13 protein-coding genes are annotated in these 13,004 nt (G+C 69.1%); 8 read left to right on the forward strand and 5 right to left on the reverse strand.

The annotated features are described in order from the left end of the window. Positions 1-38: 38 nt before the first annotated feature. Positions 39-329, reverse strand: coding sequence for a putative quinol monooxygenase (locus tag ACWGJM_RS17380; RefSeq protein ID WP_361447169.1), 291 nt, complete (start codon positions 327-329; stop codon positions 39-41). Positions 330-408: 79 nt separating this feature from the next. Next, entirely contained in the window at positions 409-1,371 is a 963-nt protein-coding gene (locus ACWGJM_RS17385; protein WP_453412541.1) for a carbohydrate kinase family protein, read from the reverse strand. A 249-nt stretch (positions 1,372-1,620) separates the two neighbouring features. Here ACWGJM_RS17385 and ACWGJM_RS17390 point away from each other — a divergent pair, with 249 nt between their 5' ends. The 6 genes from ACWGJM_RS17390 (at position 1,621) to ACWGJM_RS17415 (ending at position 9,562) form a co-directional block, all read left to right on the forward strand. Next, on the forward strand, positions 1,621-2,637 hold the full coding sequence (locus ACWGJM_RS17390) for a substrate-binding domain-containing protein (RefSeq protein ID WP_453412542.1): 1,017 nt from the start codon (positions 1,621-1,623) through the stop codon (positions 2,635-2,637). Positions 2,638-2,802: 165 nt separating this feature from the next. Beyond that, on the forward strand, positions 2,803-3,798 hold the full coding sequence (locus ACWGJM_RS17395) for an ABC transporter permease (protein ID WP_453412543.1): 996 nt from the start codon (positions 2,803-2,805) through the stop codon (positions 3,796-3,798). Then, positions 3,795-4,631, forward strand: a complete 837-nt coding sequence (locus ACWGJM_RS17400; RefSeq protein WP_453412544.1) for an ATP-binding cassette domain-containing protein — start codon at positions 3,795-3,797, stop codon at positions 4,629-4,631. The genes ACWGJM_RS17395 and ACWGJM_RS17400 overlap by 4 nt, the downstream gene beginning before the upstream one ends. Before the next feature lie 76 nt (positions 4,632-4,707). Next, positions 4,708-5,730 (forward strand): LacI family DNA-binding transcriptional regulator, encoded by a 1,023-nt coding sequence (locus ACWGJM_RS17405; protein WP_453412545.1) that lies wholly within the window; start codon positions 4,708-4,710, stop codon positions 5,728-5,730. A 690-nt stretch (positions 5,731-6,420) separates the two neighbouring features. Then, positions 6,421-7,941, forward strand: a complete 1,521-nt coding sequence (locus ACWGJM_RS17410) for a serine/threonine-protein kinase (protein ID WP_453412546.1) — start codon at positions 6,421-6,423, stop codon at positions 7,939-7,941. 439 nt (positions 7,942-8,380) lie between these two features. Then, complete coding sequence (locus ACWGJM_RS17415; RefSeq protein ID WP_453412547.1) at positions 8,381-9,562, forward strand: ROK family transcriptional regulator; 1,182 nt, start codon at positions 8,381-8,383, stop codon at positions 9,560-9,562. A 52-nt stretch (positions 9,563-9,614) separates the two neighbouring features. On the opposite strand, the gene ACWGJM_RS17420 is transcribed toward ACWGJM_RS17415, so the two are convergent. The 3 genes from ACWGJM_RS17420 to ACWGJM_RS17430 all read right to left on the reverse strand — a co-directional run bounded on the left by ACWGJM_RS17420 (position 9,615) and on the right by ACWGJM_RS17430 (position 11,759). After that, positions 9,615-10,049 carry a septal ring lytic transglycosylase RlpA family protein gene (locus tag ACWGJM_RS17420; protein ID WP_453412548.1) on the reverse strand — a complete coding sequence of 145 codons (435 nt, stop codon included), beginning with the start codon at positions 10,047-10,049 and terminating at the stop codon, positions 9,615-9,617. A gap of 85 nt (positions 10,050-10,134) precedes the next feature. Next, positions 10,135-10,989, reverse strand: coding sequence for a glycoside hydrolase family protein (locus tag ACWGJM_RS17425; RefSeq protein ID WP_453412549.1), 855 nt, complete (start codon positions 10,987-10,989; stop codon positions 10,135-10,137). Between the two features lie 59 nt (positions 10,990-11,048). Then, positions 11,049-11,759 carry a chitinase gene (locus tag ACWGJM_RS17430; RefSeq protein ID WP_453412649.1) on the reverse strand — a complete coding sequence of 237 codons (711 nt, stop codon included), beginning with the start codon at positions 11,757-11,759 and terminating at the stop codon, positions 11,049-11,051. 283 nt (positions 11,760-12,042) lie between these two features. Between ACWGJM_RS17430 and ACWGJM_RS17435 the strand changes: the two genes are divergently transcribed. Both ACWGJM_RS17435 and ACWGJM_RS17440 read left to right on the forward strand, forming a co-directional pair. Next, on the forward strand, positions 12,043-12,495 hold the full coding sequence (locus ACWGJM_RS17435) for a DUF6924 domain-containing protein (RefSeq protein ID WP_453412550.1): 453 nt from the start codon (positions 12,043-12,045) through the stop codon (positions 12,493-12,495). 53 nt (positions 12,496-12,548) lie between these two features. After that, the gene (locus ACWGJM_RS17440) at positions 12,549-12,833 is read left to right on the forward strand and encodes a CAP domain-containing protein (RefSeq protein ID WP_453412551.1); all 285 of its coding nucleotides are present in this window, start codon (positions 12,549-12,551) and stop codon (positions 12,831-12,833) included. The last annotated feature ends 171 nt before the right edge of the window (positions 12,834-13,004 follow it).

The following is a 13,004-nucleotide window of genomic DNA, read 5'->3' on the forward strand; positions in this document are numbered from 1 at the left end:
CAGAGTCGGGGCGGCGAAGCAACCGATGCCCGCAACGGCTACAGCGGGGCGAGGAACGTCAGCACGGAGGCGTCCTCTTCGATCAGCGGGGTGAGGGCTGCGTTGAACGGGCCACCGTACGGGGCGTTCAGATGCGCCTGGAAGGCGTCCTCGTCCCGGTACACCTCGAAGATCCAGTAGGCGCGCGGAGCCGACTCCTTGGTGTAGACGTCGAAGACGAGGTTGCCCTCCTCCTCCCGCACCTTCAGGGCGTACTCACGGATCAGGCGGGAGACCTCGTCCTCCGCCCCTTCACGGGCGGTGAACTCGGCGAGCAGGGTCTTCTTCATGGTCTCGTGTCCTCGGTCCTTGGTTCTCGGTTCTCGGTTCTCGGAGGTACATGTCCAGGGATCGGAAGCGGCCTGTCCGTCAGGCGCCTTCGGCGGTGGCGAGCTGCGCCAACTGGCTCTCCCAGGGCGGATTGGGGCCGGCCACCGAGCAGGTCAGGGCCGCGACCCGGGTGCCGAACACACACGCTTCGGCCACCTCGCCGAGCTCAAGGCCGGTCAGCCTGCCGCCGAGCTGTCCGCGGGTACCGAGGTGGTGCAGCAGGCCCGCCGTGAAGGAGTCCCCGGCGCCGACCGTGTCGACCACCCGCGTCTGCACGGCGGGCACCCGCACCCGTTCACCGTCGAGTGAGGCCAGGACGCCGTCGGCGCCGCGGGTGATCACCACCAGCCGCGCTCCGGCGGCGTGCCAGATGTCGCACGCCCGCTCGGGTGATGTTCCGGGCAGGAGGAGTTCCAGGTCGTCCTCGCTCAGCCGCAGTACGTCGGCGAGGCCGCACCAGTGCGCCAGCCGGGCACGGTAGGCCTCGGGGCGGACCAGCAGCGGCCGGACGTTGGGGTCGATGCTGATGGTGGCCCGGACAGAGGCCGCGGCCAGGAACTCCTCGACCACCGCCGCGCCGGGCTCGCGGACCAGCGCGAGTGAGCCGGTGTGCACACAGGCGGTTCCGGACAGATCCACCCCTGCCAGCTCGGCCGGCGTCCACTGCCAGTCGGCCGTGTTCTGCGCGTGGAAGGAGAACGCCGCCTGCCCCAGGGCGTCCAGTTCCGCCACCGCCAGCGTGCTCGGCTCGGCGGCCGCGACGGCATCCGACAGATCCACGCCGGACGCCTCCAGGTGGGACCGGAACAGGCGGCCGAACACATCACCGGACAGGCGTGCGAGGAAGCGGGCCGGAGTGCCGAGACGAGCCAGGGCCACCGCCGTATTCGCAGGTCCGCCGCCCGGCAGCACCCGCAGCGCGAGTTCGTTCGAGGCGCTTGCCGGTTCGGCGAAGGCGTCCGCGACGCACTCTCCCAAAACCGTGATCTGACGCGGGCTCATGGGCTGCTCTTCTCTCGGATAGGTCGGACGAAAGAGTCACCTCACGACGCGGCTGCCGGCCGGCTGCGCAGGGGTGACGTCCACGGACGTTGCCGATTTGTGACGGGTGGAAGGCATTGACGTTGCCGGGATGCGGAGTCCATCATCCTCGCCAGGCGGTGTCAACGATGACATAAGTCAACGATGACACTCCCGGGCGACATGCTCTGAACCCACCCCGTGCCGCTCGCTATCCCACAGGAGTCGTTCATGTCTCGCACCACTCGTCTGTCCTCCTCCCTCCTCAGAGTCGCCGCGGTCACGGGCGTCGCGGCCCTGACCCTGACGGCCTGCGGATCCGGCTCCGGATCGAGCTCCACGAGCTCCGGCTCCGGCGCCGTCAAGGTCGGTCTGATCACCAAGACCGACACCAACCCGTTCTTCGTGAAGATGAAGGAGGGCGCGGAGAAGGCCGCCAAGGCGGACGGCGCCCAGCTGGTCACCGCGGCGGGCAAGTTCGACGGTGACAACGCCGGTCAGGTCACCGCCATCGAGAACATGGTCGCCTCCGGTGTGAAGGGCATCCTGATCACCCCGAGCGACTCCAAGGCGATCGTGCCGGCGATCCAGAAGGCCCGTGCCAAGGGAGTCCTCGTCATCGCGCTGGACACCCCGACCGAGCCGCAGAGCGCGGTGGACGCCCTCTTCGCCACCAACAACCTCAACGCCGGGCAGCTGATCGGCGAGTACGCCAAGGCCGCCATGAAGGGCAAGAAGGCGAAGATCGCCGCCCTCGACCTGGCGCCGGGCGTCTCCGTCGGCGTCCAGCGGCACAACGGTTTCCTGAAGGGCTTCGGCGCCACCGACAAGGACGTCGTCTGCGCCCAGGACACCGGCGGCGACCAGGCCAAGGGCCAGACGGCGATGGAGAACTGCCTCCAGAAGGAACCCGGCATCAACCTCGTCTACACCATCAACGAGCCGGCCGCCCTGGGCGCGTACACCGCCCTGAAGGCCAAGGGCCGTGAGAAGGACGTCCTGATCGTCTCGGTGGACGGCGGCTGCACCGGCACCCAGGCCGTCAAGGACGGCAAGATCGCGGCGACTTCGCAGCAGTACCCGCTGAAGATGGCCGCCGAGGGCGTCAAGGCCGTCGTGACGTACGCCAAGGACGGCAAGAAGGCGTCGGGTTACACCGACACCGGCGTCAACCTGATCACCGACAAGGCGCAGGCGGGCGTCACGTCCAAGGACACCGCCTTCGGCCTGGAGAACTGCTGGGGCTGAGCCGGCCCGAGGACCGTACGACACCGCGACTCCCCTCAGCGGGGCGGCCGGCCCCACTCCCCGACCAGGGACGGCCGCCCCCCCTTGTCCGGCGGCGAGGACATCCGTCCCCGCCCTCCGACAAGGTCATCTGTCTTCCGACAAGGAATCCGACAAGGACTCTGCATGACAGCCACGACCACGCCGTACGCGGAGCTGAAAGCACCGACCACGGCCCGCAGACTGCTCACGGCACCGACCACCGGACCCCTGGCCGCCCTGATCATCGCCTGCGTCTTCTTCTCCCTCTCGACCGACCAGTTCCTCACCGGGGGGAACTTCTCCCTGATCGTGCAGCAGGTCATGGTCGTCGGCACCCTCGCCATCGGACAAACCCTGATCATCCTCACGGCGGGCATCGACCTGTCGTGCGGAGCCGTGATGGCGTTCGGCAGCATCGTGATCGCGAAGATGGCGGCCGAGGGCTCTCTGCCACCGCTGCTCGCCATCGCGCTGGGGCTGGTCGTGTGCGGTGGTTTCGGCCTGCTCAACGGGCTGCTGGTGCAGAAGATCCCGCTGCCGCCGTTCATCGTCACCCTCGGCATGCTCAACGTGGCGTTCGCGCTGACCCACATCTACTCCGAGGAGCAGACCGTCTCGAGCCTGCCCGGCCCGCTGACCGCTCTCGGGGAGACCTTCCCGCTCGGCCACACCGACATCACCTACGGCTCGCTGGTCACGATCGGCCTGTTCCTGCTGTTCGCCTACGCGTTGAGCAGCACCGGCTGGGGCCGGCACGTCTACGCCCTGGGCAACAGCCAGGAGGCGGCCCGGCTGAACGGCATCCGCACCTCCCGCCTGACCATCGGCATCTACACCGTGGCCGGCCTGCTCTACGGCGTCGCCGCCCTGCTGCTCATCTCCCGCACCGGAGTCGGCGACCCCCAGGCGGGCCAGACCGACAACCTCGACAGCATCACCGCCGTGGTCCTCGGCGGGACCAGCCTCTTCGGCGGCCGTGGATCGGTTCTGGGCACCTTCATCGGCGTCCTCATCGTCGGCATCTTCCGCAACGGCCTTCAGCTGATGGGGGTCGCCTCCATCTACCAGACCCTGATCACCGGCGTCCTGGTGATCCTCGCGGTGACCGTCGACCAGATCTCCCGGAAGAAGGCACGATGACCGCCACCACCTCCACCACGCCCGTTCTTCAGGCCCGTGGTCTGGTCAAGCGCTACGGTCATGTCACCGCCATCGACGGCGCCGACTTCGACCTGATGCCCGGCGAGGTCCTCGCCGTCATCGGCGACAACGGAGCCGGCAAGACCAGCCTCATCAAGGCCCTCACCGGCGCGGTGGTCCCCGACGCCGGCGAGATCCGGCTGGGCGGCGAACCCATCCAGTTCTCCGGACCGCAGAGCGCACGCGCCCACGGCATCGAGACGGTCTATCAGGACCTCGCCGTGGCCGCGTCCATGGACATCGCCTCCAACATGTTCCTCGGCCGTGAACTCCGCCGCCCCGGCGTCCTCGGCAGCGTCTTCCGCATGCTCGACAAGAAGCGGATGCGCCAGGAGGCCGCCGAGCACATGGCCGACCTGAAGATCGGCCTGCGGTCGCTCACCCAGTCGGTCGAGACCCTCTCCGGCGGACAGCGGCAGGCCGTCGCGGTCGCCCGCTCCGTCGCCTGGGCCCGCTCCGTCGTCGTCATGGACGAACCCACCGCCGCCCTCGGCGTCAAGGAGTCCGCGCAGGTCCTCGACCTCATCCGCCGGGTCCGCGACAAGGGCATGCCGGTCGTCCTGATCAGCCACAACATGCCGCACGTCTTCGAGATCGCCGACCGTATCCACGTCCACCGGCTGGGCCGGCGCGCCGCCCTGATCAAGCCCTCCGACTACTCCATGGCCGAGGTCGTCGCCATCATGACCGGCGCGCTCAGCGTCGACGAGACCGGCGGTACTGTCGTAGCGGACTCGGAGGCCGCGAAGGCCGCCGGAGTCCAGGCCACCTGACAACTCGACACAGCTCTCACGGTTTCCGGCCGAGGCCGCGGTCGGAACAGAGGGCTCACAGGAGACGGTTTCCTCCATGGCAGCGAACCGCCCACCCACCCTGGCCGACGTCGCCCGAGAAGTCGGAGTCAGCGCCAAGACTGTCTCCCGCGTCCTCAACGAGGACGGACCCGCCTCGGCGGAGACCAGGGAACAGGTGCTCGCCGCAGTGGCCAAGCTCGGCTTCCGGCCGAACCTCATGGCACGCAACATCCGCGTCGGCGGCCCGGACACCACCATCGGTCTGGTCATCCCGGACCTCGCCAACCCCTTCTTCGGAGCCGTGGCCCGCGCCATCGAGGACACCGTCCGCGAACGCGGACTGACCCTGCTCATGGGCTCCTCCGCGGACGATCCCGACCGCGAACGCGCCCTGACGGACAAGTTCCTGGCCCGGCGCGTCAGCATCCTGATCGTCGTGCCGTCCGTCGGCGCCGACCACGCCCACCTGAAGTCCCACCGCACGGCGGGGCTTCCCGTGGTCTTCCTCGACCGGCCCGGAGTCGGCCTGTCCACGGACAGCATCGTCAGCTCGAACCGCGCGGGGTCCCACGACGGGGTCGCCCACCTGGTCGCCCATGGCCACCGGCGCATCGGCTTCGTCGGTGACCTGCCCGTCAAGCTGTACACCCGCCGCGAACGCCTGGCCGGGTACCGCTCGGCCCTGCAAGAGGCCGACATCCCCTACGACCGCTCCCTGGTCGTCAGCGCACACGACCAGCAGGGGGCGGAGGCCGCGACCGCCCAGCTGCTCGATCTGGTCGATCCCCCCACCGCCCTGTTCGCCGGCAACAACATCATGGCGCTGGGCATCGTCGCCGAACTCGCCCGCGGCAAGCGCAAGGACGTGGCCGTCGTCGCCTTCGACGACGTGTCGCTCGCCGAGGCGCTGGAACCGGCCCTGACCGTGGTCGCCCAGGACCCCGAGGAAATCGGCCGCAGCGCCGCGGCCACCGCCCTGGCCCGCCTCGACGGCGACCGCTCCCGGGCCCGCACCATCACCGTGCCCACCCGGCTGATCGTCCGAGGCTCGGGAGAGCAGCCGGCGCCGACCCTTTGATGCGGGGCCCGCGCGATCCGGGCGCGGGGACGAGCGGTCAGCCGAATGCCGCGGCGGAGGTGACCTCAGGACCTTCTGCCGGACGACGATGCGGCCGGCGTCGGGGTCGAGGCTGCCGCCGAGCCGGCGGAAGGCTCCGTCGGTCAGGTCCAGTCGGCTACGGCCGGCGCTCCGGGGAGGACCCACCCCGAGCTCAGCCGCGTGCCCGAGGAGCCACACGAAGTGAATTAATCCCGGCGACAGGGCATTTAATCCACCCCTTCGGGCCTTGCTGCCGCTTTCCTCATGGTTCTAATGTCTCGCGATGGCGCACGGCAGAGCGAACGAGTGCTAAGTGAATCCGAACCGGTAACCGCACCTTCCGGATCGAGCGGCGAGAGCCACCTGTGTCACAGGAGCCGGTGGCCCGCTCCGGTACTCGTAGCGTTCTGACGACACGTGGCAACAGCCACGTCACCGGCCCTGACCGGTGGCGATCCTGGAGATCCGCAGCCAGTGCTCGGCTCGGGCGAACGCAGCAGAGGAAGCTCCGGTTCGAGATATGAGAAAGATCGGCATCCTGGGTGAGGACCAGGCCGTTGCGGGGCGTGGGATTGTTCCGCGGGCGGCTGGCGCGGTCCAGCGCTCCGGCGACCACCGCTCCCGAAGGAAATGTGAGAGCGCGTGATATCCGGAGATGGTGATCACGAGGTGGCCACGCGTTCGGAACGGGTGATCGCCGGACGGTATCTGCTTCACGACGTCCTCGGCAGAGGCGGCATGGGCACGGTCTGGCGCGCCCACGACCAACTGCTGGATCGGCCGGTCGCCGCCAAGGAACTGCACATCCTCACCGACGGCGACGAGGACCACCGCGTACGGGTACGGCGTGCCAAACGCGAGGCCCGCGCGGTCGCCCGGGTGCCGCATCCCCACGTGGTGGGAGTCCACGACCTGGTCGAGTCCGAGGACCGGCTGTGGATCGTCATGGAACTCGTCGAAGGGTCCTCGCTGGCGCATCGGATCGCCGAGGCCGGACCGCTCACACCGCAGCAGACCGCCGCCGTCGGCCTGCAACTGATCGACGCGCTGGACGCCGTCCACGCGGTCGGGACCCTGCACCGGGACGTCAAGCCCGCCAACGTGCTGCTGCGCCGTGACGGCAGCGCCGTCCTCACCGACTTCGGCATCGCTGCCCTCGACGACGGCGAGTTCCTGACGACCACCGGTCAAGTGGTCGGCTCCGTCGAGTTCATGGCACCGGAGCGCGTGACGGGAGCAGAGGTCGGGCCGGCCTCCGACCTGTGGTCACTGGGCGCGACCCTTGCCACGGTGTGCGGCGGTCAGTCCCCCTTCCGCAGACCGGGAGCGCCCGCGACGATGCACGCGGTGGCGTACGAGGAACCCGGCCTGCCGGAGCGGCTCGGTCCGTTGCGCCCGGTCGTCGAAGCGCTGCTGCGCAAGTCCCCGGGCGAGCGTCCTTCGACGGCCGCCGTGCGTTCCGCGCTGCGAGGGGTCATGGCCGGCGAGCCTGACGCCGATGTGCTGCCTCCGGCAACCGTACGCGAGTTCCGGCCCTCGGCCCCACTGGCCGACGCGGACACGATGACCGGTAGCCAGAAGTGGCGCGTCCCGGCCGGGGAGACCGTGCCGACGGCGCGGCACACCGCGTCACTCGAACCTTCGCGGCCGCAGCCGCAGGCGTCCCGCCCGGCGGGGCCGAAGCGGCTGTGGTGGGCACTGGCCGGAACGGCCGTGCTGGCGGCGGGCGTTGCGGGCGGTCTCTTCCTCACCGGGACGCTGCCGCTCAAGGCGGATCCGAAAGCGGGGGCGACCCGTCAGGTCGTCCAGTCGACGGCCGGTTGGCAGTCGGTCACCGGAGTGTCCATCCAGCGGGGCGACCGGATCACTGTGCAGTATGTGTCCGGAGAATGGACGGCCGACTACCCGACCTTGCCCATGACCGGGCCGGACGGTTACGACGCGAACGCCAACAAGCTGCCGGGCGGAGCGAACGCCTGCAAGATCAAGGGCGCAGCTCCGTACGCCACCCTGCTGGCCCGGCTCGTGGGTGAGCAGAACTTCCCGGTCCACGCCGTCGGGCGGAGGCTGACTTTCCGAGCGACCGGGAACGCCTCCCTGCAACTGGGCATGAACGACAGCGCCGGTGTCTGCTCCCAGGACAACAGGGGCACGCTGACCGTGCAGGTGAGCGTCACGCATCAACCTTGACAGGCAGCCCTGAGCACCAGCCTCGTCGTTCGAGCCCGGCCATCGCGGGCTCCGACCTGCGCTGCCAGCCGCTGCCTCCATCCGCTGGCGATCACGCCGGCCGGAGCCGTCCACGCCCCTCCCCGGGGTGATCCGGCGCGCGGCCCAGCGGCTGAAGCCGCACCCAGGCCGGCGTCCGCTTCCGGGCGCCGGCGCGGAGGATTGCTGCCGACTCCGGCGGTCGCCCCCTCCACTTCGGGCCCGTCCGCCGGGTGCCGAGCTTCTGGACGCCGGCACCCGGTGGAGAACAGGCGCGCGTGCGGCACACCCGGCCGACCGTCACATCGCAGGCCCACAGAATTCCCACAAAGACGCCCTCTAACTTCTCGCGCCACGGGCGACGGAGTCATCTCCGTCCTCCCACGCCACAGCTGTACTCAAAGAGGGGGCACCTTCCGCCATGCTGTCAGAGACGACACGGGCCTCCACCGCGCACGAGGCCCTGGTACTGCGCCTGCTGCGCGAGCACGGTCCGCTCACCCGAGGAGAGTTAGGGATCCTGAGCGGCCTGTCGCGCACCACGCTCTACGACGCCGTCGGAGCGCTCATGGACAACGGCACCGTCCTCGCCTCGGTACCGAAGGCGGCCCGACGCAAACGGGGCCGCCCGGCGGAGGTACTGACCCTGAACCCCGGGGCCGGCCGGCTGCTCGGCATCGAGTTCGCGCGACGGGCAGTGCGGGTGGCCGCGATGGACACGGCGCACGAGATCGTCGGCACCACGGGCGAACCGCACGGCCCCGACACTCCATGGCAGGCCCGTATCGACCTCGCGTGGCGGCTGGCGGACAAGCTGATGGACGGGACGCTGCGACCGGGGGCCCTGAAAGGCATCGGCATCGGGGTGGTCGGGCCGGTCGGCACGCCGGGGAACGGCCCGTTGTGGGCGCCTCGGCACGCCGCCGTAGCCGCACGCGTTCGCGAACGCTTCGGCGCACCGGCACTGATCGACAACAACACCCGGCTGGCCACCCTGGCCGAGACGATCTGGGGAGCCACCGCGGGTGAACAGAACGTGCTGTACCTGCGGTTGTCGCACGGCGTCGGCGGCGGACTCGTGATGGCCGGCACACTGCACCGTGGGGCCCAGGGCCGCTCCGGAATGTTCGGCCACATCACCGTGGACCCGGGCGGCGCACCCTGCGAGTGCGGCGCGATCGGATGCCTGCAGACCGTGGCCTCGATCGGCGCCGTACTCGACGCCTGCCGCACCGCGGGAAGTGCGGCAGCGGACGTGCCGGAGCTGGTGACCGCACTGGAGGCCGGCGACGAGGCCGCGCATGCGGTTCTGTCGCAGGTGGGCGCGTATGTCGGCAGGGTGCTGGCCGATGTGAGCCACGCCGTCGGACCCGACGTGATCGTCGTCGGCGGTGAGCTGGTCGCCGCCGGTCGGGCCCTGATGGCGCCGATCGAACGCGTGCTCAACACGCACGTCGCGCGCTGCTCGTACGGGGTGCCACGAGTGGTTACGGCCGGACTCGGCGATTCCGGCACCGCCCTCGGCGCCATCGCCCTGCTCCAGCGGCACACAGGTCACGGAGCGCCCGGGCTGCAGGAGACAACCCGGGCGCTCATGCCGTGACGCGGAGACGTCAGCTGCTCGGGCAGCCGGTCACCCCGTCTCTCTCAGGGGGTCACTTCAGCACCTTCTGCCGGACGACGATGTGACCGGCGTCGGGGTTGAGGCTCCCGCCGAGCCTGCGGAAGGCTCCGTCGGTCAGGTCCAGGCACTTGGGTTCCTGCTTCGTGTGCTTGAACGTGCCACGGTCGTTGATGCGCACGACCAGGGACTTGCCGTTCGCCACGTTGGTGACCCTCACCCTGGTGCCGAAGGGCAGCTGGTGCTTGCGGGTCAGCGAAGTCGCCGCGGTGTTCTTGCTGTTGTCGAAGATGTCGCCGTTGGACGTGGTGCTGCCGGCGGGTATCGGGCCGTAGTGCGTCGCCCAGCACTTCGGCCTGTGAGCCTGCGCGGAGTCGGGTGCGGCGGAACTCGCCGGGGCGAGGGCGACCATCGCGGTCAGTACGGCTGCTCCGGCCGCGATGGAGGCGTGCAGGGTCCGCTTGCTCATGTTCTCTGCCTCATTTCTCTTGGTTTTTCTTGATTTCTCTCGCCGTTGGAGCTGAAGGCTTCGGAATGGGGACGAAGGCCCTTGTTCAGCCCGCAGAGCGATAGGCGGCGCCCACCCGGTTGGCCTTCGCACCGTGATAAAGGCCGGTGCCGTCGCCACGGTTCGTGGAGAGGGTGAACCACGCGTAGCGCCGGACGTAGGACAGGTGCTGGAGCATGGTCGTCGACTTCTTCACGAACGCGGCCTGCTGCGCCTTGGTCGGATAGCGCGGGGTGCCGGACGAGAAGTCGATCAGGGCGTATTCGGTGAGCCAGATCGGCTTCTTGTAGCGCTTGTGCACGGCCTCGAGATAGCTGCGCAACTGGCCCGTCGCGCGCTGGGCGTCGAAGTCCGCGCCGTACCAGTGCAGGGGGATGAAGTCGACCCGGTAGTGGCGGGCGGCGGCGCCCTTCATGAACCGGTCCAGCCAGCCGCCGGCGACATCACCGCCGGTGGCCACGGCGGGAGCGCCGAGCCGCAGACCGGTCGACTGGAGCCGGGGCCACAGGTCGAGCGTCTGGTTCACGGTCATGTTCGCCTGATCCGGCCTGTCGGGCTCGTTGAAGCCGAGCAGGGTCCTGCCCTGCTTCTTGGCTCGGCCGAGCTCCTTCTTGGTCACCGAGCCCGCGTCATGGATCATGGGCACGAACTCGACACCGCGCGGCGGCTTGATTCCGCCCTTGCTCGAGGACCAGGTGTAGAACCAGCCGGAGTTCGAGTCGGCGAGCGCCTTGGTGACGCCGTCGAACTTCCAGGCGCTGATGCCTTTCTTCTTCGCCGCGGAGGTGGCGGCAGCGGAATGGCCGCCGGCCGCGAACGCGGTGGGCGCGGCGCCCTGACTGCCGGCCACGAGCACGGCCGAGAGTACGAGAGGCAGGGCGAGGACGCGTACTTTACGCATGACGTCTCCCTGTTGAGGGTCGAGGTTTCTGGCCCGGGAGTCCGGGGGTCATGCGGACGTCAGCAGCTGAGGTGCTTGCCGGTGCCGACGTGGAGCATCTTGGTGAACTTCTTGTACTTCGCGACCCGGTCCTTCATCTCGGCCGGGTTGGCGCCGTTGCACTCGACGGCGCCGTTGATGCTGCGGATGGTCTCGCCGAAGCCGCCGCTCTTGACCATCGCGTGGTGCGGCGTCATGGTGCCGGGGCCGGACTGGGTCATCCAGTACCAGAGCGCGAGCTTCCAGGTCACGACGGAGTTCTTCGCCGCGAGGTTCGGGTGGTGCAGCAGGTCGACGTGGAACGCGTCGCCGGCGGCCTTGTAGTTGTAGTTCCAGCTGATCTGGAGCGGGCCGCGGCCGTGGTACGCGGACTGGCCGGCCGGGCAGCCATACGGCTCGTCCTGGCAGTAGGTCGACCAGTTGGCCTTGTTCTGCTCGTTGATGTAGATCAGCCCGCTGGTCTCGTGGCTGACGTTCGCGAGGAAGGCCGCGGCCTCACGCTTCCTGGTCTTGGCGTCGCCCGTGTGCGCGAAGGCCGGGAATGCCTTCATCGCCTTGACCAGGCCCTTGTAGGTGTAGAGCTTCTTGTGGTGCGGGAACATCTTGTCGTACTGCGCCTGGCTGACGACGAAGCCGCCGCTTTGCTCTGCGGCGGACGCCGTGGTGGCGCTCAGATTGATCGCGGAGATCGCTATCAGTGCGGCCATGAGCACGGCGTAGACGGCGCGCATCTTTCGCATGCGGGAAACTCCTTGAAGTAAAGGCGGGTTGCCCATCGGGAATCCAGCGACAAAGTTACCTGCCGCCGCCCGGCGAAAAGACTCAGAAATTGCTGCCGGGACGGCAGTTGTTGCTCGGGGAGTTCGATCGCAATAACCGCGGACGGAAGAGCAAGAATTCCCAACCCGACTGATGCGCCGCCAGGCGGAATACCGCGCATGACGACCTTATGATCCAGGGCAGCTGTTCGCCGGTCCTCGCGATCGGGCATCCGTGTTCTTCCGGAGGGGGTTCATGCGACCGATCATCAACCGTGCAGGGCATGACTTCGAGACCGAGGCCCTGGTCGTACGCACGGACTACTCGGACGACGAGGCGTGGCGAGCAGTCGTAGCCCTCCTCGATCAGCCCGGCCGCGAGTTCGAAGTCCGCAGCCACCTGGTGGACGACCTTGCCTATGCGGGAGCGAGCCCTGATGAGGTGGCCCTCTCCGCCGTGGTCGCCGACCCGGGACTCGAAGTGGTGTTCCTGGCCGACACCGCCACGATGACAGGCGACCACAGCCTCCTCGCCGTCTCCACCAGGCCCGAGGAGCTGGAAGAGGGCGACGAGGAACTCGGCTGTGCGTTCCGCCTGTGGCCCACGCTGGTCAACGATGTGCACGTGAACCTGGCCATCGGGCACCTGGACTTCTGGGAGTTCGCATACGCCGCGGTGCGAGCCCCGGACAAGATCCTGCGCTGGTGAGCGTAGCCCTCGGGCCGGCGGGTGGGTCATTCTCCAGATCAGGAACGGGTCACTTGCGGGTCAATGCGACGGGCTACGTCGGGCACGCCGGCTCCAACGGCAGCACACTGGTCGACCGGGTCGAGGCAGCGGGCCACACCGGCTGGAGCTCACTGGCGGAGAACGTCGCGGCCGGTCAGGTCACCGCCGCCGGCGTGGTCAAGTCGTGGATGGAGTCGCCGGATCACCGGGCGAACATCCTCAACTGCTCGCTCAGGCACATAGGTGTCGGCTACGTGAAGGCGCCCGGCTCGGCGGGTGGCCCGTACTGGACGCAGGACTTCGGCGCGAAGTTCTGAAGCGACACATCTGAACCGACACTTCTGAACCGACCGTCAGAAACGACATATGGGCCGGGCGCCCCCCGGGGGGGTTTGCGGGGCGGCCGACGCGGGGGGGAGGGGGTGGGGGGGGGAGGCCCCGGTGGGGTTGGGGGTGTGGGTTTTGTGGGGGTTTGGCAGCCGCGCAAA

This window comes from Streptomyces sp. NPDC054834 (genome assembly GCF_053611185.1).